Raw genomic sequence first — 21,174 nt, forward strand, 5'->3', positions numbered from 1 at the left:
CTCGGGCGTTGGTTCGACGGCGGTCGATCCCGGTGTGGCCCAGGCGGTTCGTGGACGGCCTCGGGGAGGGGTGCGGGGGAGTCGGGGTGGGAGGCGGAGTACGGGCCAAGTATCCCCAGATAAAGGGGAGTTACCCGCTGGTTAATATTTGGAGCGAGGGGTTCCGGAGTTGACGGTGTCTCGCCACACTGGGTCCATGACTCGCACTCTACGCGCGTGGAAGTCCCGCGCTGCCGCCGTCGCCGCCGTTGCCGTGATGACCCTCGCCCCGCTCACCGTCGCCACCGAGGCGCACGCCGCCGTGAGCGGCACGGTCTGCCTCTCCAACCTGCCGTCGCAGGCCTCCGACACCCTCGACCTGATCGCCTCCGACGGACCGTTCCCCTACTCCCAGGACGGCGTGGTCTTCCAGAACAGAGAGGGTGTCCTGCCCGGCGAGTCGTACGGGTACTACCACGAGTACACCGTCATCACCCCGGGCTCCCGGACCCGTGGCACCCGCCGGATCATCACCGGCCAGGGCGACCAGGAGGACTACTACACCGGCGACCACTACGCCACGTTCTACCTGATCGACCAGTCCTGCTGACCCGCCCCGCCCACCCCCTCGGCTGACCCTCCCGGCACCACGACGGCCCCGGCGCACTTCCCCCGCCGGGGCCGTCGTCGGGCACGTCCGCGTCCACGACCACGTTCGGCCGGAGGCCGGGCGGACCGCGACCGGCGGTGGGTCCCGGCGCGGCACCGGGTGGCAGGGTGCTTGCTAGGGTCGGACGCATGGCACCGAGCAGCGCGAACCCCCCGGGACGACTCCGGCGAGACGCGCAGCGCAACCGCGACCTGCTGCTCGCCGCCGCCCGCGACATGTACTCCCGGCACGGCCTCGACGTGCCGCTGGACCAGATCGCCAAGGAGGCCGGCGTCGGCAACGCCACCCTCTACCGGCACTTCCCGAGCCGCGAGGCGCTGATCGGCGAGGTGTTCGCGGACGCCGGAGCCGGCCTCGCCACGGCGGGCGAGGAAGCGCTCGCCGCCGAGGACGCCTGGACCGGACTCGAACGGTACTTCGGCCGGATCTTCGAACTCGTCGCCGCCGACCGGGGCATCAACGACCTCGTCACCCAGGCCATCCCGGCCATCCCCGGCATGATCGAGATCAGTCGGCAGCACGCCACCACCGTCGGCGCCCTGATCGTCCGCGCCCAGGAGCAGGGCACCATGCGACGCGACGTCGTCACCATGGACCTGCTGTTCCTGCTCGGCCCGCTCTGCCGGGCCCTCCCGGCGGCCACCGAGCTGCGCCCCGACCTCTGGCGCCGCTACCTCGCCCTCCTCCTGGACGGCTTCCGCGCCCAGGCCGCCCACCCGCTGCCGGTCCCGCCGATCGGCGAGGAACACCTCGACCGGATGTTCGCGGACCTCTGGGAGGCGCAGGCTCCGGGGGCTCCGGACCTCCCGGAGGCTCCGAGGGCCTGAGAGCGTCGGCCTCCCCGGCATCAGGGACGCGTACGGAACACCGGGCGCCGCGTCAGAGCCCCGTCAACGGTCGGCGGGCGCGCGCCGCCCGGGCGCTTTGCTGGGTGTGACGGAGCGCGCCGGTCGCGGCGGCACAGCGGGAGAGGCGTGGGCGGGCATGACGGACGGCGGCGCGGAGAAGGCCCTCGTGGAGAACGGCCTCGTGGAGAACGGCCTCGTCGAGAAGGTCGACAGGGGGAACGGCCCGGACCGGGGCCGGATCGTGGTCGGCGTCAGCGGCTCGCTCGGCAGCCTCGCCGCACTCCACCACGCCGTCGCCGAAGCCCGGCGCACGGACGTCGAGGTGCTCGCGGTGCTCTGCTGGACCCCGCCGGGCGAGGAACTGGGCTACCGCCGCACCCCCTGCCCGCCGGTGCTCACCGCCGGCCGCGACGCCGCCGTGGCCCGGCTGCGGCAGGCCCTCGACGAGGCCTTCGCCGGCCGGTACGCGGGCGTCCGACTGCGCTGCCAAGCCGTCCGCGGCGAAACCGGCCACAGCCTGGTCCGGTGCGCCGACCGCCCCGGCGACCTGCTCGTCCTCGGTGCCGGGCGCGACCGCGGCCCGCTCGGCCGACTGGTGCACCCCTCGGTGACGGCGTACTGCGTCCGGCACGCGGCCTGCCCGGTGGTGGCGGTCCCGCGCCCGCCGCTGCAGCGGGAGTTGGAGGCGCTGGAGCGTGGGTACGGACTGCGGGCGCTGGTCGCGGGGAACTGACCGGCGGCCCAGGGACCTTCAGGCCGGGCCGGCCGCCTCGGCGAGGACGGCGGCGGTGCGGCGGCCGGCCCGGAGGGTGCCGGCGTCCGTGGCGGGGAGGCAGCGCCGGGCTTCGGGGCTGTAGACGGTCATCACCACGCCCGCGTGGTCGGTGGGGAGTTCCAGCAGCGTGGCGGTCGGCACGGCCGCGCTCAACGTGCGGGTGTGCTCGACGTCCACGATCTCGTCCCTGGTACCGTGCACCAGCCAGAGCGGGACGGGGGACGAGCCCGTGGACAGGTGGTCGAGCGGGGCTTCGCCGGTGGTGGCGGCCGGGTCGGCGTAGTGCGAGGCGATCCCGACGGCGGCGGTGGGCCGGAGCTCGGCGGGGGTGCTCGGGTGGGTGGCGACGGCCACCGCCTCCCGTCCGCCCAGCGACCAGCCGGCCAGCACGAAGCGGTTCGGGTCCCCGCCGAACTCGGCGGCGAGGCGCCGCACTTGGGTCAGGGAAGCGAGCAACTCGGCTGCGCCGCGGTCCGGTTGCCCGACGTTCCAGTCCGGCACGAGCACCAGTAGCCCGAGCCCGGCGGCCTCCCGCGCCAACGGCCGCAGGACGTCCCGCTCGTTCGGCCCGCTGCCGTGCCACAGCAGGACGACGGGAGCCGGCCCCGCGGCGCCCCCGCCGGTGCCACGGGGCGGCCGGTGGACGTCCAGCAACCGTCCGTCGGCGTACGGGACGACCTCGTCCGGCGTGTTCGTCATGCGGGGTTTCCCTCCGATTCGGTGACTGATCATCGAGCTGGTACTGTACTTCTCGTCGCGAGGGAGACGATCTCTCGTCAGGCGTCAGTGGTGCTACCAGAGCACGTCCCACTTTCAGTGGGGAGAGTCCGTGCGACCCGGGCCTGGCGCTCCGATGTCGGACGGGGTCCGGTGCCTTTCACGGGTGCCGGGCCCCGTTCGCTTTTCGCTGCGGCGGCCGGCTCGGGAGGGCCGGCGGTCGGAGCCCAGTTAGCAGGTGCTCGTCCAGCAGCGGCCCGGTGAGCCGCAGCACCTCCGGCCTGGCGGGGGCGGTGAAGGACTGAGCGAGCGGCTCGGCGCGGTCCGGCGCAGTCCGGTCCGGCCCTGGCCCGGTCAGCCGTTCCGGTGGACGAACGCGTGCGCCTCGCGGGCGAGGGGGGACCAGGGCAGTGGGGACGCCGGGTCCAGGGCGAGCCACTCGCGCATCGGGCGGCCCTTGCCCGCGTCGAAGTGGGTGCCCGCACCGGCCGCGACCAGCTCGTCCACCCGGGTCCGCGGCAGCTTGAGGACCAGGCGGCCGCCGGACAGCATCGCGAAGATGTGGCCGTCCGCCTTGAGCGCGGCGGCGCCGAACCGGCGGCCGGGGGCCGGCTCGGTGACCCCCGGGAGGCTGCCCAACTCCTCGGCCAGATCGGCGAATCGGTGCTCGGGGTCAGGGTGGGTACGAGTCATCTCAGGCCGCCTCCGCGGACTCGTCGGACGGGAACTCTCGGGGCGGGGACTCTCGGGGCGGGGACTCTCCGGACGGACGCTCGCGGGACGGGAGCTCCTGGGCCGGGACGGCGACCAGCACGAACTCCGCTCCGGCGTCGTCCCGGACGAGCGCCGCGCGGCCGTACGGCGTCGGCTCGGGCCCGGTGAGGACGGCACCGCCGAGGGCGCGCAGCCGTTCGGCCGCGAGGTCGGTGTCGGCGGTGCCGAAGTGGGCCAGCCAGCGCGCGCCGCCGGTGTCGGGCGGGCCCGCGGGTGAGGGGTGCGTGTCCGACGGGCCCGTGCCGGACGGGCCGATGCTGCAGGCGGGGAGGCCGTCGGCCCGGGCCAGGGTGTGGCCCGCCCGCGGCCGGTCGTAGGTGTAGCCGAAGACCCGACGGTAGAAGGCGCGGGCGGTGTCCGGGTCCGGGGAGAGGTGCTCGTTCCAGCTCAGGGCGCCGGGTTCGTTCACCAGCCCGGCGCCGTCGATGGTGCCGGGCTGCCAGAGGCCGAAGCTCGCGCCGAGCGGGTCGACGGCGAGCGAGGCCCGGCCCTGGTCGGGCACCTCGTACGGCTCGCGGGCGATCCTGCCGTCGGCGGCGCGGACCAGCGCGCCGGTGCGGCGCGGATCGGCGCAGGCGAGGTGGGTGGTCCAGGCGGCCGGCCGGGTGGCGTCCGTCCGCTGCTCGACCCCCGCGACCTGGGCGCCGTACCGGGTGGCGACCGCCTCGGCGGGGCCGGTCGGGACGAACTCCCAGTCGAACAGCGTGCCGTAGAAGCGCTGTGCGCGTGGGACGTCCGGGGTCGTGAGCACGACCCAGCACGGGACGCCCTCGTGGTACCTGCCCGGCTTCGGCATGCCGCAGCCCTCCTGGTGCCGCCGGCCCCACCCGCCAGCCTCCGCGCCGGGCGGGTGCGCGGCAACCGGGGGCGGGTCCGGCGGGTGGGGAGGGGGGTCAGCCCACGCCCTGGGGCCGGAACTGGATGCTGATCCGCGGCCCCACCGGGCGGGCGGTCTTGGGGATCGCGTGCTCCCAGGTGCGTTGGCAGGAACCGCCCATCACCACCAGGTCCCCGTGCCCGAGCGGCCGCCGGACGACCGCCCCGCCGCCGGACCGCGGCCGCAGCGCCAGGGTGCGGGGCTCGCCGACGGAGAGGATCGCCACCATGGTGTCCTCGCGGGCGCCCCGCCCGATCCGGTCGCCGTGCCAGGCCACGCTGTCCCGGCCGTCCCGGTAGTAGCAGAGGCCGAGGGTGCGGAAGGGCTCGCCGAGTTCCTCCGCGTAGTGCCGGCTCAGGACGGTGCGGGCCTGCCCGAGCACGGGGTGCGGCGGTTCGGCGTCCGGCCCGTAGAAGGAGAGCAGACGGGGGACGTCCACCATCCGCTCGTACATCTCGCGGCGCTCGGCCCGCCAGGGCACTTCGGCGGCCAGCTGTTCGAACAGTTCGTCCGCGCCGTGCAGCCACCCGGGGAGGACGTCCAGCCAGGCCCCGTGGCCGAGCACCTGCCGCCGCAGGCCGTCGAGCGGGCCGAGGCGGATCCCGTCGTGTTCCGCGTCGTCGAACAGCGAGGGCTGGAGGTGGAGGGTGCCGTTCATGGGGCCAGCGTACGCCTTCGTTCGAACATCTGCTCGAACCATCGACTCGTCGGAAACCCGGTGGCGGAGCGAGGCGGTCGCTGCTACCTTTCCCGGGGCCGTGCGAGAGAACGAGGAGGTGGTACCCGTGAACGCAGTTTCGACATGGGTGCTCCCCTCCGGGGTCACGGTCGGGCGGTAGGTCGTCCGGGAGCGCCGTTCACGAGCACTCCCGAAAGGCACGACCATGCATGTCACTTCCGAGCGGCGCCTCGACGACGGCGCCGCCGGCGATGGCGTCCTCGAACGCGAATTCGCCCTCGGCGGGATCCCGGGCATCCTGTGGACGCCCGCACCCGCATCCGCATCCGGACCGGTGCCGCTGATCCTGCTCGGCCACCCCCCGCTCGGACTGCGCAGGATGTACCCCCGGCTGGCGGACCGGGCCCGGCGGGCCGTGGCGGACGGCTTCGCCGCGGCCGCCGTCGAGCTCCCCGGAAGCGGCGACCGGCCGCGCTGGCCCGCCATCGAGGAGGCCCGCGCCGACCTGCGCCGGGCCGTGGAAGCCGGTGAGCCGGTCGACGACGAGATCGTCGACGCCCTCGTCCTCCCGCTCGTCGACCGCGCGGTCCCGGAGTTGCGGGCCGCCCTGGACGCCCTCCTGTCGCTGCCCGGCATCGGCGGCCCGGTCGGGTACTCAGGGGGACTGATCTCCATCGGCGTCCGCCTCGCGGCGGTCGAGCCGCGCATCGTGGCCGCCGGACTGTTCGCCGGGAGCTTCGTGCCCCGCGCCGTCGTCGAGGAGGCCCGCCGGGTCACCATCCCGCTGCACGTCCTGCTGCAGTGGGACGACGAAGGGAACGACCGGCGGGCGGCGCTGGAGCTGTTCGACGCCTTCGGCTCCGCGGAGAAGTCCCTGCACGCCAACATGGGCGGGCACACCGGCGTCCCGTGGTTCGCGGGGGAGGACGCGGCCCGGTTCTTCGCCCGGCACCTGAAGTGACGCGGCGCGGCCGGGCCGGCGGCGCGGCGTAGGCACGGATGAGCGGCGGGGCCCGCCCGGCGGCGCGGCCGGTCCGCCGGGCGGGCCCTAGCCTGCCGGTATGGCGATCAACGGCTTCGGGGTGACCGAGTTCCAGCTGGTGCTGCTGCGTCGGATGGCGGACTACCAGCCCGGGCTGGTCGAGGACGCGGTGCGGCGGCTCGGGGCCACGCGGGCGTCGATGCGGGAGGCGAACAAGCGGTGGCAGGCGATGGTCCGGGCACCCCGGTTCCCGCGCGGGGCCGCCCGGTTCACCGCGGTGCTCGGGCCGGCCGGGGCGAGCGTCCCGCGGCGGATCGGGGACCTCGCCTGCACCGCGCGGCAGTGGGAGCTGCCGCTCTGGCCCGAGTTGCGCTTCGAGGTCCTGCTGGGGCCGGCGGAGATCGGCTCGCCGGTACTGAACGAGTGGCTGGTACGGGCGGCCGGAGTGCCGGTGCCCGCGCTGCGCACGCGCGCCGACCTGGTGCCGTGGGGCTGCGTGGTGGGGGACGTCGGCGCGGCGTTCCCGCCCGCGGTGCCGCGCGAGGGGAGTGCGCCGACCCGGTTCCAGTTGGACTTCGAGGCGCCGGACGACTCCGGGCGGGTGCGCCCGTGGACGGCGGACTTCACCTGGGGGTTGCTCCAGGAGGTCCGACCGGGGGGCGGGCCTCGGAATTGCTGAGCGATGCAAGGCGATATTCAGTGAATGCCTTCGATTTGCAGGTGTGCTTCGAATCGTGGCAGCATAATCGCAGTCACTGTAGAGGCTTGACATCGGAAAGCGAAGGATCATGTCGGACGGCGCTCGCGTCATCGTCGGAGTCAGCGGCTCGCTGCACAGCCTGACCGCCCTGCACAGGGCGGCGGAGGAGGCCCGGGTCCGACAGGCCGTCCTGGTCCCGGTGCTCGCCTGGACGCCGGTCGGCGGCGAGCGCAACTACCGGGCGCGACCCTGTCCGCCGCTGCTCCGCGCCTGGCAGGACCTCGCCGACGCGCGGATGGAGCGCGCGCTGGAGCAGGCCTTCGGCGGCGTCCCGATCGGGGTGCCGGTGCGGTCGCTGGTCGTGCGTGGCGAGGCCGGGGCGGTGCTGACCGAGCTGGCCGACCGCCCGGGTGACCTGCTGGTGGTCAGCACCGGCGAACAGGGCGGCCTGCGGGCCCGGCTGCGCGGGCTGACGCGCCGCTCGGTGACCCGGCACTGCCTCGACCACGCGCGCTGCGGCGTGCTCGTCGTCCCGCCGTCCACGCTGCACGAGGACCTGCGCGCACTGCACCGCGGCATCGATCTGCGGGAGCTGGTCGCGGCCTGAGAGGTCGTCATATCCGTTGTGGCGCACCAGGCCTGTCGCGTCCGGTCCCTCGCGTCCGGTCCGTCAGGTGCGGATCAGGCCGGGTGCGGTTCCGGCCGGTGCTGCTCAGGCCGAGTGGGTCGTCCGGCCGGCGAGCACCGTGCGGACGGGCAGCAGACCGCGCAGCGCGTCCACCGGGCAGTGCAGCGGATCGACCGGCCACACCGTGAGGTCCGCGAACGCCCCCGGCCGCAGGCTGCCGCGGACCGCGCTCTCGCCGGTCAGCCGCGCGGCGTTCACGGTGTGCAGCGCGACCGCCTCGGACCGGTCGATCGCGTGCTCGGGGCCGACCACCCCGGCCGTGGTGCCCCGCGTCGTCATGCCCCACACCGAGACCATCGCGCCGTAGGGGCCGACCGGGAAGTCCGAGCCGCCGGTGAGCAGCGCGCCCTCGTCCAGCCACGCGCGCAGCGGGAAGAGCGCGGCCGTGCGCTCCTCGCCCCAGGCCCGCTGCTGGGTGAGCGCGCCGTCGTGCAGCAACGGGTGCTGGACGGTCACCGGGATGCCCAGCGCGATCGCCCGCGCCCGCTGGTCGGCGCGGGCCAGGCCGCCGTGCTCGACCACCAGCGTGCCGGGCGGCAGACCGGGGTGGCGCTTGAGCACCCGCTCGAAGACGTCCAGCAGGACCCGCAGGCCGCGGTCGCCCCAGGCGTGCACACCGACCCGCCAGCCGCGCGCGACCACCCGGTCCACCGCCGCGAGCAACTCGGCCGGCTCCCAGAGCAGTCGCCCGTGGTAGCACGGCTGCCCCTGGTACGGCTCCTCCAGCGCGCCCGCCTCGAAGCCGCCGTCGATCCCGAACTTGACGCCCCACAGGCTCAGCCGCCCGTCGTCGCGGCCGTCCGCGCGCCACCGGTCCATCCGGTCCAGCAAGGTGTCCACCTGCTCGGGCGTCCGGGCGGCGAAACCGGAGACCAGCGCCCGGACCCGGACGGCGAGCGCGTCCTCGGCCCGGGCCGCGTCCAGCACGTCGAGGTCCTCGACCGGCACCAGGCAGTCCCGGACGGTGCCGATCCCGGTGGCGGCGTAGTCGGCGGAGGCGGCGCGCAGCCCGTCGATCCGTTCGGCGAGGGTGGGCTGCGGCAGTACCCGCTCGACCGGCTCGATCGCCCGGTTGATCAGGCGGCCGGTGAGCCGCCCGCGCTCGTCGCGCTCGATCACGCCGCCGGGCGGTGCCTCGGTGGCCTCGGTGATCCCGGCCAGCCGCAGCGCGGCCGAGTTGAGCACCATGTTGTACGCGCCACGGCGCACCAGCACCGGGTGGTCGGCGGTGGCCGCGTCCAGCTCCTCGGTGGTGGGCATCCGCTGCTCGGCCAGCAGCACCTCCTGCCAGTTGACCGTGGTGTGGATCCACTCCCCGGCGGGGGTGCGGTCGGCGCGCTCGCGGATCAGCGCGAGGAACCCGGCGAGGTCGCGGGCCCGGTGGACCGGCACCCCGTGGACGCTCTGCGCGGCCAGGATCAGGTGGGTGTGGGTGTCGTCGAAGGCGGGCAGCACGGTCGAGCCCAGGGCGTCCACGACCTCGGTGGCCGGCCCGATCAGGGCGTCCAGCCCGTCGGGGGCGGCGGAGAGGGCGGTGACCCGGCCGTCGGTGACGGCGATCGCCCGCTGCGGCGGCTCCCCGGGTACCAGGGTGTGCACGGCGGCGGCCCGGATCAGCAGGTCGGCGGGGGGCTGGGGGGTCATGACGGCTCCTGGGGGTGGGACAGACCGGTGACCTTCTCGACGTACCGCAGGCTGGGCTCGGCGAGCAGTTCGTGCAACTCGGTGAAGACCGCGCGGGCCGGGACGGCGTTCCAGTCGGCCGGCAGCAGCTGGGCGGGCAGTCCCGGGTCCAGGTAGGGCAGGCGGCGCCACTGGGTGAGCATCGGGACGTAGGCGCGGAAGGCCTCGGCCGGGTCGACCCGCCGGGGTTGCCGCTGCTCGGCCGACGCGCGACGCTCGCCCGGCTCGCCTTGCCCGCGTGGCTCGCGCTGCTCCGGCTCGCCTTGCCCGCGTGGCTCGCGCTGCTCCGGCTCGCCTTGCCGGCCCGGCTCGTGTTGCCCGCCGGGCTCTCGTCCGGACGGCCCCCGCAGTTCCTCGGCCACCGGGCGCCAGGCGTCGGTGAAGGCCGCGTACTGCGCCTCGATCGCCGGGAGGTCCCACCAACTCGCCACCGCTGTCCGCAGATCGGCGAAGCCGGCGTACTCCGCGGAGAGGAAGAGGTGGACGTAGGCGCTCAACCCGAGGCGCTCCAGCAGGCGACGGGCGTCCGGCAGCAGCCTGGCGGGGGCCAGCCAGACGCCGGGGGCGGCGTTGCCGAAGCCGAGCCAGCTCAGCCGGGAGCGCAGCTGGTGGCGGTGGGCGCGCTCGGACTCGGGCACCGAGAAGACCGCCACCACCCAGCCGTCGGCCAGTCCGGCGGGCTCCAGGCTGTGGAAGATCCGGCGGTCGCCCTCCTCGAACACCGGCTCCATCGCGGGGGCGAGCCGGTAGCCGGTGCCCGCGCGGCGCTCCTGGAGCAGGGTGCCGGCCTTCTTCAACCGGGACATCGCCGAGCGGACCGCCGGGCCGTCGACGTCCAGTTCGGCCATCAGCGCGATCAGGTCGGCGATGGATATCCAGCCGCCGAGGCGGCGGACGAACTCGCCGTAGACGGTGTGGATCAGGGAACTCGGCCGGGGCGTGCTGTCCGACATGCGTGGGCGCTCCTCCCCGGCGGTTGGTGGTTTCCGGCCTCCGCCGGTCACCCGGCCGCCGGGTGGCGACCCGGTGACCGGTGGTGATCATAGCGGTGCTCCGGGAGGTTCAGACCTCTGCGTAGGCACCCGAGAGAAGGTGCCCGGCGCCGGGCGCGAAGGCGGGCAGGTCCAGCGCGCGCAGCAGTTGGTGGGCGGTGCAGATCGCGGCCGAGACCACCGGCTTGCCCAGCTGCTGCTCGGCCTCCTCGACCGCGGAAAGCGAGGGCATCTGCACGCACGCGGAGAGCACCACGGCGTCGGCGTCGGCGTGCGAGAGGCCGCGGGCGATCGCGGGCAGCCGGGCCGGGTCGTGGGCGGCCACGTCGAGGTTGTCGGCGATCTCCAGGGCGGCGTGGTCGAGCACCTCGATGCCCTCCTCGGCGAGGTACTCGACCACCGTCCGGGCCAGCGGCCGCAGGTACGGAGTGACCATCGCGACCTTCGTGGCGCCGAGCGTCCGCAGGCCGGCGACCAGGGCGCCGGCGCTGGTGACCACGGGCGCGGGGGCGCCGTTCTCGACGGTGCGCCGGTGCAGCCGCTGCTCGGCCTCGCGGTGGTAGCCGGGGCCGGCGGCCATCACGGCGACCAGGCAGGCGTAGCCGATCACGTCCATCCGGGCGTCCGAGAGCTCGGCGGCGCAGCGGTCGGACTCGCCGTCCATGGCGCGCAGTTGCTCCGGGGTGACCCTGGTCATCCGCATCCGGCTGGAGTGGAAGGTGAACCGTTCGGGGGCGACCGTCTCGCGGGCCCGCAGCAGCGCGGGGACCTCGGTCTCCATGGTGACGTTGGAGCTCGGGACGATCTGGCCGATCCGGTAGGTCGGCATCAGCGGGCGCTCCCTTCGGCGGGCGTCTCGGAGGGTGTCTCGGCGGGTGTCTCGGCGGGTGTCTCGGCGGGTGTTCGGGCGAATGCCGACCGTGGCGTCGGCGGGTCAGCGGGCGTCGATCACGGGGTTGGCGAGCGTGCCGATCCGCTCGATGGTGGCCTCGACCAGGTCGCCGGGCTGCAGGAACTGCGGCGGCACCATCCCGGCGCCGACGCCCGACGGGGAGCCGGTGGCGATCACGTCACCGGGTTCCAGGGTGATGCCGGAGGAGATGTCGGCGATCAGCCGGGCGATGCCGAAGAGCATGTGACGGGTGTTGGAGTCCTGCCGCAGCTCACCGTTGACCCTCAGCGAGAGGTCGAGCCGCTGGGGGTCGGGGATCTCGTCGGCGGTCACCACGACCGGGCCGAACGGTGCGTAGCTGTCCTGGCCCTTGGAGAAGAACCACTGGCCGGAGCGGCGTTGGTCGCGGGCGCTGATGTCGTTGACGATGCTGTAGCCGAACACGTGCCGCAGGGCGTCCCGTTCGGCGACCTGGAAGGCCGGTTCGCCGATCACCACGGCGAGTTCGCACTCCCAGTCGAGCTGCTTGGTGAGGTCGGCGTTGTGCCGGATCGGCTGGCCGGGCCCGGTGACGGCGGTGGACGGCTTGCTGAACAGCACCGGGCGGTCCGGCAGTTCGCGCTCGGTGTCGAGGGTGCGGTGCGACTCGGCCACGTGCTCCACGTAGTTGAGGCCGACGCCGACGATCTTCCCGGGGCGCAGCGGCGCGCACAGGGACACCTCGGCGAGCGGCCGGGTGGCGGGACCGTCGGCGGGCGCGACGGCGAGCAGGCGGCGTGCGGTGGCGAGGGCCGGCTCCCCCTCGCGGATCAACCCGAGGAGGCTCTCCGGCAGTTGCGCCCCGGCGGCGCCGGCGAGGGCGGTGAGGTCGACGACCCGGTCCCCGGCGAGCAGAGCGCCGAGTCGCGGGGTGTCGTCGCCGTCCGCGCGGTAGGTCAGCAGGTGCATGGTGGTGGGTCTCCTGGTCAGGCGGCGGTGGTGGTGGGCTGGTGCCCGTCGTGGTCCGGGTAGGCCTCCTCGCGGTAGAGGCCGAGCGAGTGCGTCACCGGGAAGTCGTTGAAGGAGAACAGGCAGGCGTCCTCGCCCTGGTCGAGGTTCGCGTGCTCGTGCCAGGCCCAGGACGGGACGACGAAGACGTCCCCCTGCTGCCACTCGAAGCGCCGGCCGGCGATCACCGAGACGCCGTGCCCCTTGGCCGCCGTGTAGACCACCGAGCCGGTGTGCCGGTGGGCGCGGGTGGCCTGTCCCGGGCGCAGCAGCTGGAGGTGGGCGGCCATGGTCGGCATCACCGAGCCGCCGGTGACCGGGTTGGTGTACTCCATGATGACGCCGTCGTACGGCGATCCCTCGGCGGCACGGGCGAGTTGGCACAGCGCGTGGTAGCTGGGCTCCCAGGGCCAGCCGAGCAGCGGCGAGTACGGCCGGGTCCACTTCTCGACGCCGTACGGCAGCAGGTTGCCGCCGTGGCTGAGCAGCGAGGAGTTCACCACCGGGCCGGGGCGCTGGTAGAGCTCCGGGTGGACCTCGTAGAAGTTGGCGTCGAGGGTGTTCACCAACGGGATGTCCAGGCCGTCCTGCCAGATCACCGGGGCGTCGTCGGACTCGTTGCCGTGCTCGTGCCAGGTGTTGTTCGGGGTGATCGCGAAGTCGCGCGGGCCGACCTTGAGCTTCTGCCCGTCCACGATCGTCCAGGCGCCGGTGCCCTCGTGGACGAAGCGCAGGGCCGAGGCCTGGTGGCGGTGCGCGGTCATCGCCTCGCCGGGGCCCATGATCTGCAGACCGGTGTACAACAGGCCGACGGCGGCGCTCAGTTCGCGACGTCCGGGGTTCACCAGCATCACCACCCGGCGACCGGCGTCGTCGGCCTTCACCAGGGGTAGCGCCTTGTGCACCAACGGGCGCAGGTCCGCGTAGCGCCAGAGCATCGGCACGGACGTGGGCTGCGGGTACCAGGGCTCGATCTCGTTCGCCACCGTCCACAGCGCGCCGGCCTCGTGCTTGGCCAACTCCTCGTAGTAGGCGATGAGTTCGGGACTGTCGGTGACGCGGGCGCGGCCGATCCGGTCGTCGTCGTGGTGCTCGTCCTGCCTGGTCAAGACTCCTCCTCGGGGAACACCAGGGGCCGCAGCGGGCGGTCGTTCACGTGCAGCCGGAAGACGTCGAACCGGTTGTAGTGGCCGACGATGTCGTGCATCTGCTTGGGCTGGATGCAGCGGCCGAGGTCGATCTCGGCGTAGACGATGCCCTCCTCGTCTACCAGCGGCTCGGTGACGGCGCGGCCGTCCGGGCCGAAGATCCCGGACAGCGCGCTGCGCGGGCGGGCGAGTTGCTTGCGAAGCTGCTGGTCCTCGCCGGCGATCAGGTCGACGATCTCGGGCGAGATGGTGGAGCAGGAGACCACCGTGAACAGCTTGCCCTCGAAGCAGTGCGCGGCGGCGCGCACCGCGATCGCCTCCGCCATGTCGTAGTCCTCGGGGGCCACCGGCAGGGCGATGTAGGCGGCGGCGTGCACGAGTTCGCCCTGGGCCAGCAGGGTGAAGCGGGCCAGGGTGTTGGTGTTCTCGCCGCAGGCGAGCGCGCCGAGCGGACCGACCGAGGTGGGGTGCACCTTGAGGGTGCTGCCGTCGCCCTGGGTCCAGGTCAGCTTCTCGGCCCAGGTCGGCACCAATTTGCGGTGAACGCTAAGCAGTTCGCCGTCCGAGTCGATGATCAGCAGGGTGTTGTGGAGCACCCCGAGGCTGTGCCGGCCGCGCTCGTTGACGCCGATCACCAGCACCACGCCGGCCTGCCGGGCGGCGGCGCGCAGGGTGTCGACGTGCGGGCCGGGGACGTCCACCGAGGCGCGGTACAACCGCTCGTACCAGGGCGAGCCCTGCACCGGGTTCATCGTCCAGTTCCAGTACGGGTACCCGGCGACGAAGACCTCGGGGAAGACGACCAGTTCGGCGCCGTGGCCGGCCGCCTCCTGGATCAGGGCGACGGCCTTGTCGACCGTGGCGGCCGGGTCGAGGTAGACGGGGGCGGCCTGGACGGCGGCGGCGGTGAAGCGGGGCAGGTGGGGCACGGGGTCCTCCTCACTTCTCGGGCGGGGTCGGGTCGGGCGGGCTCGGATGGGGCGGGGCCGGGTCGTGCGGTGCGGAGGCGGGCGGGGCCGGGTCGTGCGGTGCCGGGGAGGGCGGGGCCGGGGCGTTCGGTGCGGGGGCGGGCCGCCAGCGGCGGTGGACGGGGGCGGGCGGCTCGCGCAGCAGGTGGAGGCGCGGGGCGACCCGCTCGGCGCCCGGGCCGGGCGGCTTGCGGCTGCCCGCCCGCCAGGGCCCGGGCCAGCGGGCGCCCGGCCCGGTGTAGCCCTGTTCGGCGGCGGCGTGCAGCGTCCAGAGCGGGTCGTACAGGTGGGCCCGGCCGACCGCGACCAGGTCGGCCCGCCCGGCCAGCAGGACGGAGTCGGCGTCGTCGGGCCCGGAGATCGCGCCGACCGCGATGGTCGGCAGTCCGGTGGCCGCGCGGACCAGCTCGGCGAAGGGCGTCTGGTAGCCGCGCCCGTACGGCGGTCGCTGGTGCGCCACGACCTCGCCGGTGGAGACGTCCACCGCGTCCGCCCCGGCCTCGCCCAGCGCGCGGCAGATCGCCACGGTCTCGGCCTCGGTGGTCCCGCCGGGTGCCCAGTCGCTCGCCGAGATCCGCACCAGCAGCGGCTGCCCGGCCGGCCAGGCGGCGCGGACCGCCGTCAGCACCTCCAGCGGCAGCCGCAGCCGGTGGGCGAGCGGGCCGCCGTAGCGGTCGGTGCGGCGGTTGGTGAGCGGGGAGAGGAAGGAGGAGAGCAGGTGCCCGTGGCCGAACTGCAGCTCCAGCACGTCGAACCCGGCCCGTGCCGCGCGCTCGGCGGCGGCCGCGAAGTCGGCGATGACGGCGGCCAGGTGGATCTCGTTCGCCTCGTGCGGCACCGGACTGTCGGCGTCCCACGGGATCGGTGAGGCGGCCAGCAGCGGCCAGCCCTCCGCGAGGGGCCGCCCGATGCCGTCCGGCCCGGGGACGGCGCTGGCGCCCCGGCGTCCGGCGTGGGTCAGCTGGATGCCGAGCGGGGTGTCGCTCACCGCCCGTACGGCCCGGACGAGTTCGCGCCAGGCGCCCTCCTGGCGGTCGGTCCACAGGCCCGGGCAGCGGTCGGTGGCCCGGCCCTCGGAGCTGACGGCGGTCATCCCGGCGAGCACCAGCCCGGCGCCGCCGAGCGCGTGCCCGGTCAGCTGGGCCCGGTCGAAGGCGCTGGGCAGCGCGTCCGGGGAGGTGAAGGTCGCCAGCGGCGGCACCACCACGCGGTTGCGCAGCTCCAGCGCGCCCAGCTTCAGCGGCCGGAACATCGGCGGCACCCCGGGGGAGCCGCCGAAGGCGGTGTCCACGGCGTCCACGAAGGCGGCGTCGCGGGCCCGGAGGTTCCGGTAGGTGACCCGGCGGCTGCGGGTGAGCAGGTTGAAGGCGAACTGGTCGACGCCCTGCCCGGTGCGCCTTCCGACGGTCTCGAACCACTCCAGGCTGGCCTGCGCGGCCCGCTGGGTGGACTCCACGACCGGGCGCCGCTCGGCCTCGTAGGCGGCCAAGGCCTCGTCCAGGGTGGGCTGTTCGTTCAGTGCGGCGGCCAGCGCGAGGGCGTCCTCCAGGGCCAGCTTGGTGCCGGAGCCGATCGAGAAGTGCGCGGAGTGCGCGGCGTCACCGAGCAGCACCACGTTGCGGTGGCGCCAACTGGCGTTCCGCACCGTGGTGAAGCGGATCCAGCGGGAGGCGTTGGGGATCAGCCGGTGCCCGTCCAGGTGCTCGGCGAGCAGCTCCCCGCAGCGCCGCACGCTCGCGGTGTCGCTCTCGCCGCGCGCGAACTCCCGTGCGGCGAGGGCCTCGAAGCCCGCTCGGCGCCAGGCGTCCTCGGCGATCTCGACGATGAAGGTGGAGCGGGTGGCGCTGTACGGGTACGCGTGCACCTGCAGCACGCCGAAGTCGTACTGCTCGACGATGAAGGTGAAGGCTTCGAAGACCTTGTCGGTGGCGAGCCAGATGTAGCGGCAGTGCCGCTCGTCCAACTCGGGGCGGAAGGCGTCCGACAGGGCCTCCCGGGTGCCGGAGCGGATGCCGTCGGCAGCCACCACCAGGTCGTACTCGGCGGCGAGTCGCGCGACGGGCGGGGCGGGCGTGCGGTAGCGCACGTCGACCGCCAGTTCGGCGCAGCGCCGCTGCAGGATGGCGCGCAGCCGGTTGCGGTCCAGGGCGGCGAAGCCGTGGCCGCCGCTGGTGCGGACCTGGCCGGCGTAGCGGATGTCGATGTCGCTCCAGCGGGCGAACTCGGCGCCGATCGCGGCGAAGACGCTCGGGTCGGCCTGGGCGATGCCGTCCAGCGTCTCGTCGGAGAAGACCACGCCGAAGCCGAACTCGTCCTCCCGGCCGTCCCGTTCGAAGACGGTGATCTCCCGGTCGGGGGCCAACTGCCGGGCGAGGGCGGCGAAGTAGAGGCCGCCGGGGCCGGCGCCGATCACGGCGATCCGGTCTGCGCGGGCCGTCCGGGGGGCTTCGGCCGTCCGGTTCGCCCCGGCCGTCCGGTCGGCCTCGGACGTCCGGTGGGCCCCGGCCGTCCGGTCGGCCCGCTCTTCGCCCGGTGTGCTGCTCATGCGACCACCTCCGGCTGCTGCGGCCCGGCCTCGGACAGTGCCTGCCGGACCGGGGCGGGCCAGGGCTCGGCGCCCTTGGTGTGCGGGGCGGCGTGCACCACCGACATCCGCCCGCTCGCGGCCAGGCCCTGCGGGCCGTGCACCTCGAAGGCGTAGTGCAGCGAGGAACCGCCGACCCGGACCACCCGCAGCTCGGTGCGGACCACGTCCCCGAACCAGAGCCGCTCGCGGTAGTCGGCCTCGAAGTGCACCCGGGGGATCCGCCCGAACAGCTCCGCCAGCCCGAGCCGGCGCAGCAGTGCCGCCTCCGCCGCCTCGGCCCAGCGCTGGACGGCGGAGAAGTGGTAGTGCCCGGCCGCGTCGGTGTCCGACCACTCGACCCGGCGCTCGATCGCCACACTGGCCGGGGTCGGTGCGGGCGCCGCGTCGGCCGGGGGCGGCGAGGCCCGTCGCCGCAGCTCGGCGCGGTGCAGCTTGCCGGTCGCGGTGCGCGGCAGCTCGGTGACGAACTCGACCAGCCGCGGGTACTTGTACGGCGCGATGGTGCGCTTGACGTGCTCCTGGAGCCCGCGGACCGTCTCCGGTCCGGCCGGGACGCCCGGGCGCAGCACCACGTACGCCTTGACCACGGCGCCGCGCCGTTCGTCCGGCGCGCCGACCACCGCGCAGTCGGCCACCCCGGGGTGGGCGGCCAGGGCGTGCTCCACCTCGGGTCCGGCGATGTTGTAGCCGGCCGAGACGATCATGTCGTCGTTGCGCGCCTGGTACCAGAAGTAGCCGTCCCGGTCGCGGACGAAGGTGTCGCCGGTGAGGTTCCAGCCGTCCCGGACGTAGCTGGACTGGCGGGCGTCGTCCAGGTAGCGGCAGCCGGTCGGGCCCTTGACGGCGAGCAGCCCGGGTTCGCCGTCCGGTACCGGTCGGCCGTGCTCGTCCAGTACGGCGGCGCGGTAGCCGGGCACCGGTCGGCCGGTGGAGCCGGGGCGGATGTCCTCGTCGGCGGCCGAGATGAACACGTGCAGCAGCTCGGTGGCGCCGATGCCGTCGATCAGCCGCTGCCCGGTGGCCGCGTGGAAGGCCCGCCAGACGGCGGCGGGCAGCGGCTCGCCCGCCGAGACGCAGCGGCGCACCCCGGCCAGCCGGTCCGCGAGCCCGGCGGCCAGGATCGCCCGGTAGGCGGTCGGTGCGGTGAACAGCACGCTCACCCCGCGCTCCCGGACCTGCTCGGCCAGCTGCTCGGGGGTGGCCTGCTCCAGCAGCAGACCGGCCGCGCCGGCCCGCAGCGGGAAGACCAGCAGGCCGCCGAGGCCGAAGGTGAAACCGAGCGGTGGGGTGCCGGCGAAGAGGTCGTCGGGGGTGGGCCGGAGCAGGTGCCGGGAGAAGGTGTCGGCGTTGGCGAGGACGTCGCGGTGGAAGTGCAGGGTGGCCTTGGGGCGGCCGGTGGTGCCGGAGGTGAAGGCGATCAGTGCGACGTCGTCGGCGGCGGTCGGGACGGCGGTGAAGCCGGCCGGCTTGGCGGCGCAGCGGACCGTGAGGTCCTCGGGGCCGTCGCCGCCGTAGGCCAGGATCCGCAGGCCGGGGGTCCGCGCCTGCCGCAGTTCGTCCAGGTAGCGGTGGTCGCAGAGGGCGAGGACGGGCTTCGCGATGCCGTGGAGCTCGCTGAGTTCGGTGGCGCGCAGCAGCGGCATGGTGGTGACGACCACCCCGCCGGCTTTCAGCACGCCGAGCCAACAGGCGGCCAGCCAGGGGGTGTTGGGGCCGCGCAGCAGCACCCGGTTGCCGGTGGCGAGGTCGAGGTCCTCGGTCAGCAGGCGGGCGATCCGGTCGGCGTGGTCGCGCAGTTCGCCGTAGGACCACTGCTCGGTGGGGGTGAGCAGGCAGCGGCGGTCCGGTCCGAGGCGGTCGATGGTGTCGTCGAGCAGGGCGGCGGCGCAGTTCAGGCGGTCGGGGTAGGCCAACTCCGGTAGGTCGAAGAGGAGTTCGGGCCACTGATCGAAGGGTGGGAGGTGGTCTCGACAGAATGTGTCCACGTGCGCTGAGGGGGAGAGCTCCATGGGCGGGCACCTCATCGTGCGAGCGGGAGTGAGGCCAGTATGGCGGGTCGGTGACGCCAGTCAAGAGAGCGATACATGCATTCGGGCGACGGCTCGGCCCCCGGGGTGGGGCCCGGGCGCGCGCCCTGCGCGGGGCCTGGGCGCACGGAGGGGTGGGCCTGGCCACACTCCTCCGCTGACCAGGGCGTCCGCGGGCGCCGGCTGGTGCAGAGTGGAGGCCTCGAACGGAGATCGCTCGCAGGTCGGGGAGCCGGGATGACGGGGACGGCGGGAAGGGCGGGTATGGCAGGGCTGGTGAGACGGTCGGCGTCCTGGGGGGCACGGGTCGGCACGGGGTTCCTCCGGGCCTGCGCGGTGGTGGCCGTCACCCTGCCGGTCCCGGCGGTGTGGGCCGCCGCGGTCGCGCTGGGGTTCTGGTGGGGGCCGGCGACCCCCTGGTCCTGGCTGCTGCCGGTGCTGCTGGTGATCTCCGGCACGCCGGCCCTCGCCCGCCCGGTCTGCCGGGCCGTGCGCCTGCTGGTCGAGCGGTGGACCGGCACGGTCGTCCCCGGCCGGTTACCGGGAGCCCGGGCCGGTCACCCGGATGTCCACCGGCTACTGGTGGAACGGCCACTCCTACGAGCGCAGCCGCCGCGACGCGCTGATGGACCAGCGGTGGCGGACCTGGTGGGGCGACCCGGCGACCTGGCGGGACCTGCGGTTCGCCGCGCTCGCACCGTTCACGGCGGGCCTGGTCGCGGCCGTCCCACCGGCCGGCGTGGCCGCGGCGGTCGCCCTCCTCGGCCTGGCCGGCTCCGGGCCCGTCGCCCGGCTGCTCGGGGTGCTCGCCGCGGTCGTGGCCGTCGCCTCCGCCCCGTACGCCTGGCAGCCGGTGGAGCCGGTCGCGGTGCGCTTCCTCGGCCCCTCGGCCGCGATGCGGCTGGCCGAGCGGGTGGACGAACTGACCGCCCAGCGGGCGGACGTGACGATCGCCCAGGCCGCCGAGATCCGCCGGATCGAGCGCGACCTGCACGACGGGGCGCAGGCCGGCCTGGTCGCGATCGGCCTCTCGCTCGCGACCGCCGAGAAGCTGATGGAGAAGGACCCGGAGCGTGCCAGGGCGCTGATGAGGGCGGCACGGGCCGGCGCCGCCGGCTCGCTGGCCGAACTGCGCGACCTGGTCCGGGGGATCAACCCGCCGGTGCTCACCGAGCGCGGCCTGGTGGACGCGGTGCGCGCGCTCGCCCTGAACAGCCCGCTCGACGTGACCGTCACCGCCGACCGGCCGCTTCGGCTGGAGCCGCCGGTCGAGTCCGCCGTCTACTTCGGGGTCGCCGAACTGCTCACCAACGCGGCCAAGCACGCCCGGGCGACGAGCGTGCGGATCGTCATCGACCACGGCGGGACGGGCCTCGTGGTGGAGGTCGAGGACGACGGCCGCGGCGGGGTGGTGACGGGCGGTCAGGGCGCTGCGGCCGGCGGGCTCGCGGGCCTGCGCCGCCGCCTCGCGGTGTTCGACGGCACCCTGGAGATCACCAGCCCCGACGGGGGGCCGACCCGGGCGACGATGATGGTGCCATGCGAATCGTTGTAGCCGAGGACCTGTACCTGCTCCGGGACGGCATGGTCCACCTGCTGGAGGCCTACGGACACGAGGTGGTCGCGACGGCGGCCACCGGCCCGGAGACCCTCGACGCCCTGCTGGCCCACCGTCCGGACGCCGCCGTCGTCGACGTCCGGATGCCGCCGACCCAGTCGGACGAGGGCCTGCGGGCGGCCCTCGCCGCCCGCCGGGAGGTGCCCGGGCTGCCGGTGCTGATCCTCTCCCAGCACGTGGAACAGCTGTACGCCCGCGAGCTGCTGGCCGACGGCGCCGACGGCATCGGCTACTTCCTCAAGGAGAGCGTGTTCGACGGCGAGCAGTTCGTCGACGCCCTGGAGCGGGTGGCCAAGGGCGGTACGGCCATGGACCCGGCCGTCATCGCCGCGCTGGTGTCCTCCGCCCCCTCCGACCGCCGCCTCGACCGGCTCACCGGGCGGGAGCTGGAGGTGCTCGGCCTGATGGCGGAGGGACTGTCCAACCAGGCCATCGCCCAGCGGCTCTTCCTCAGCGACAGCGCGATCAGCAAGTACACCACCTCGATGTTCGGCAAGCTCGGGCTCACCGACGACGAGAACGGCAACCGCCGGGTGCTGGCGGTCCTCGCCTACCTCGACAAGGCCTGACCATCGGCCTGTCG

General features: G+C 74.7%; 19 protein-coding genes and 2 pseudogenes. 8 read left to right on the top strand and 13 right to left on the bottom strand.

Annotated elements, in window-relative coordinates; all coding sequences use genetic code 11:
* Window positions 1–256: 256 nt before the first annotated feature.
* From ACIRD3_RS18020 to ACIRD3_RS18030, 3 genes are all read left to right on the top strand, one after another.
* Entirely contained in the window at window positions 257–589 is a 333-nt protein-coding gene (locus ACIRD3_RS18020) for a ribonuclease (protein ID WP_402217708.1), read from the top strand.
* A 188-nt stretch (window positions 590–777) separates the two neighbouring features.
* Window positions 778–1,476, top strand: coding sequence for a TetR/AcrR family transcriptional regulator (locus tag ACIRD3_RS18025; protein ID WP_402217230.1), 699 nt, complete (start codon window positions 778–780; stop codon window positions 1,474–1,476).
* A gap of 157 nt (window positions 1,477–1,633) precedes the next feature.
* Window positions 1,634–2,230 carry a universal stress protein gene (locus tag ACIRD3_RS18030; RefSeq protein WP_402217233.1) on the top strand — a complete coding sequence of 199 codons (597 nt, stop codon included), beginning with the start codon at window positions 1,634–1,636 and terminating at the stop codon, window positions 2,228–2,230.
* A gap of 18 nt (window positions 2,231–2,248) precedes the next feature.
* On the opposite strand, the gene ACIRD3_RS18035 is transcribed toward ACIRD3_RS18030, so the two are convergent.
* The 4 genes from ACIRD3_RS18035 to ACIRD3_RS18050 all read right to left on the bottom strand — a co-directional run bounded on the left by ACIRD3_RS18035 (window position 2,249) and on the right by ACIRD3_RS18050 (window position 5,298).
* Window positions 2,249–2,971 carry an alpha/beta hydrolase gene (locus ACIRD3_RS18035; RefSeq protein WP_402217235.1) on the bottom strand — a complete coding sequence of 241 codons (723 nt, stop codon included), beginning with the start codon at window positions 2,969–2,971 and terminating at the stop codon, window positions 2,249–2,251.
* Between the two features lie 372 nt (window positions 2,972–3,343).
* Window positions 3,344–3,682 (bottom strand): hypothetical protein, encoded by a 339-nt coding sequence (locus tag ACIRD3_RS18040; protein ID WP_402217237.1) that lies wholly within the window; start codon window positions 3,680–3,682, stop codon window positions 3,344–3,346.
* A gap of 1 nt (window position 3,683) precedes the next feature.
* Entirely contained in the window at window positions 3,684–4,559 is an 876-nt protein-coding gene (locus ACIRD3_RS18045) for a VOC family protein (protein WP_402217239.1), read from the bottom strand.
* 97 nt (window positions 4,560–4,656) lie between these two features.
* Window positions 4,657–5,298: an alpha-ketoglutarate-dependent dioxygenase AlkB gene (locus ACIRD3_RS18050; protein ID WP_402217240.1), complete on the bottom strand. Its 642-nt coding sequence runs from the start codon at window positions 5,296–5,298 to the stop codon at window positions 4,657–4,659.
* Window positions 5,299–5,524: 226 nt separating this feature from the next.
* Between ACIRD3_RS18050 and ACIRD3_RS18055 the strand changes: the two genes are divergently transcribed.
* The 3 genes from ACIRD3_RS18055 to ACIRD3_RS18065 all read left to right on the top strand — a co-directional run bounded on the left by ACIRD3_RS18055 (window position 5,525) and on the right by ACIRD3_RS18065 (window position 7,608).
* Window positions 5,525–6,280, top strand: a complete 756-nt coding sequence (locus ACIRD3_RS18055) for an alpha/beta hydrolase (RefSeq protein ID WP_402217243.1) — start codon at window positions 5,525–5,527, stop codon at window positions 6,278–6,280.
* 100 nt (window positions 6,281–6,380) lie between these two features.
* Window positions 6,381–6,980: a hypothetical protein gene (locus ACIRD3_RS18060; RefSeq protein WP_402217244.1), complete on the top strand. Its 600-nt coding sequence runs from the start codon at window positions 6,381–6,383 to the stop codon at window positions 6,978–6,980.
* A 109-nt stretch (window positions 6,981–7,089) separates the two neighbouring features.
* Window positions 7,090–7,608, top strand: coding sequence for a universal stress protein (locus ACIRD3_RS18065; protein ID WP_402217246.1), 519 nt, complete (start codon window positions 7,090–7,092; stop codon window positions 7,606–7,608).
* Window positions 7,609–7,713: 105 nt separating this feature from the next.
* Here ACIRD3_RS18065 and ACIRD3_RS18070 read toward each other — a convergent pair whose 3' ends face one another.
* The 9 genes and pseudogenes from ACIRD3_RS18070 to ACIRD3_RS18110 all read right to left on the bottom strand — a co-directional run.
* Complete coding sequence (locus ACIRD3_RS18070; RefSeq protein WP_402217247.1) at window positions 7,714–9,333, bottom strand: amidohydrolase; 1,620 nt, start codon at window positions 9,331–9,333, stop codon at window positions 7,714–7,716.
* Window positions 9,330–10,325, bottom strand: a complete 996-nt coding sequence (locus ACIRD3_RS18075) for a PaaX family transcriptional regulator C-terminal domain-containing protein (protein ID WP_402217250.1) — start codon at window positions 10,323–10,325, stop codon at window positions 9,330–9,332. The genes ACIRD3_RS18070 and ACIRD3_RS18075 overlap by 4 nt, the downstream gene beginning before the upstream one ends.
* Window positions 10,326–10,434: 109 nt before the next feature.
* A complete protein-coding gene (locus ACIRD3_RS18080; protein ID WP_402217252.1) occupies window positions 10,435–11,193 on the bottom strand; it encodes an Asp/Glu racemase in 759 nt (252 codons plus the stop codon).
* Between the two features lie 105 nt (window positions 11,194–11,298).
* The gene (locus ACIRD3_RS18085) at window positions 11,299–12,204 is read right to left on the bottom strand and encodes a fumarylacetoacetate hydrolase family protein (RefSeq protein ID WP_402217253.1); all 906 of its coding nucleotides are present in this window, start codon (window positions 12,202–12,204) and stop codon (window positions 11,299–11,301) included.
* A gap of 17 nt (window positions 12,205–12,221) precedes the next feature.
* Window positions 12,222–13,352 carry a cupin domain-containing protein gene (locus ACIRD3_RS18090; protein ID WP_402217256.1) on the bottom strand — a complete coding sequence of 377 codons (1,131 nt, stop codon included), beginning with the start codon at window positions 13,350–13,352 and terminating at the stop codon, window positions 12,222–12,224.
* Window positions 13,349–14,320 (bottom strand): carbon-nitrogen hydrolase family protein, encoded by a 972-nt coding sequence (locus ACIRD3_RS18095; RefSeq protein ID WP_402217258.1) that lies wholly within the window; start codon window positions 14,318–14,320, stop codon window positions 13,349–13,351. Before ACIRD3_RS18095 ends, ACIRD3_RS18090 begins: the two co-directional genes overlap by 4 nt.
* Window positions 14,321–14,330: 10 nt before the next feature.
* Window positions 14,331–16,904: an FAD-dependent monooxygenase gene (locus ACIRD3_RS18100; protein ID WP_402217260.1), complete on the bottom strand. Its 2,574-nt coding sequence runs from the start codon at window positions 16,902–16,904 to the stop codon at window positions 14,331–14,333.
* Window positions 16,901–17,302 (bottom strand): acyl-CoA thioesterase, encoded by a 402-nt coding sequence (locus ACIRD3_RS18105; RefSeq protein ID WP_402217711.1) that lies wholly within the window; start codon window positions 17,300–17,302, stop codon window positions 16,901–16,903. The genes ACIRD3_RS18100 and ACIRD3_RS18105 overlap by 4 nt, the downstream gene beginning before the upstream one ends.
* A gap of 33 nt (window positions 17,303–17,335) precedes the next feature.
* A pseudogene (locus tag ACIRD3_RS18110) lies at window positions 17,336–18,955 on the bottom strand (AMP-binding protein); the annotation flags it as partial.
* Between the two features lie 282 nt (window positions 18,956–19,237).
* Between ACIRD3_RS18110 and ACIRD3_RS18115 the strand changes: the two are divergent.
* Together ACIRD3_RS18115 and ACIRD3_RS18120 are read left to right on the top strand one after the other, a co-directional pair.
* Window positions 19,238–20,528, top strand: a pseudogene (locus ACIRD3_RS18115) (sensor histidine kinase).
* Window positions 20,513–21,160 (top strand): response regulator, encoded by a 648-nt coding sequence (locus ACIRD3_RS18120; protein ID WP_402217262.1) that lies wholly within the window; start codon window positions 20,513–20,515, stop codon window positions 21,158–21,160. The pseudogene ACIRD3_RS18115 and the gene ACIRD3_RS18120 overlap by 16 nt, the downstream one beginning before the upstream one ends.
* Window positions 21,161–21,174: the final 14 nt, after the last annotated feature.

The organism is Kitasatospora sp. NPDC093550, assembly GCF_044764985.1.
In the GTDB taxonomy this organism is placed as follows: domain Bacteria; phylum Actinomycetota; class Actinomycetes; order Streptomycetales; family Streptomycetaceae; genus Kitasatospora.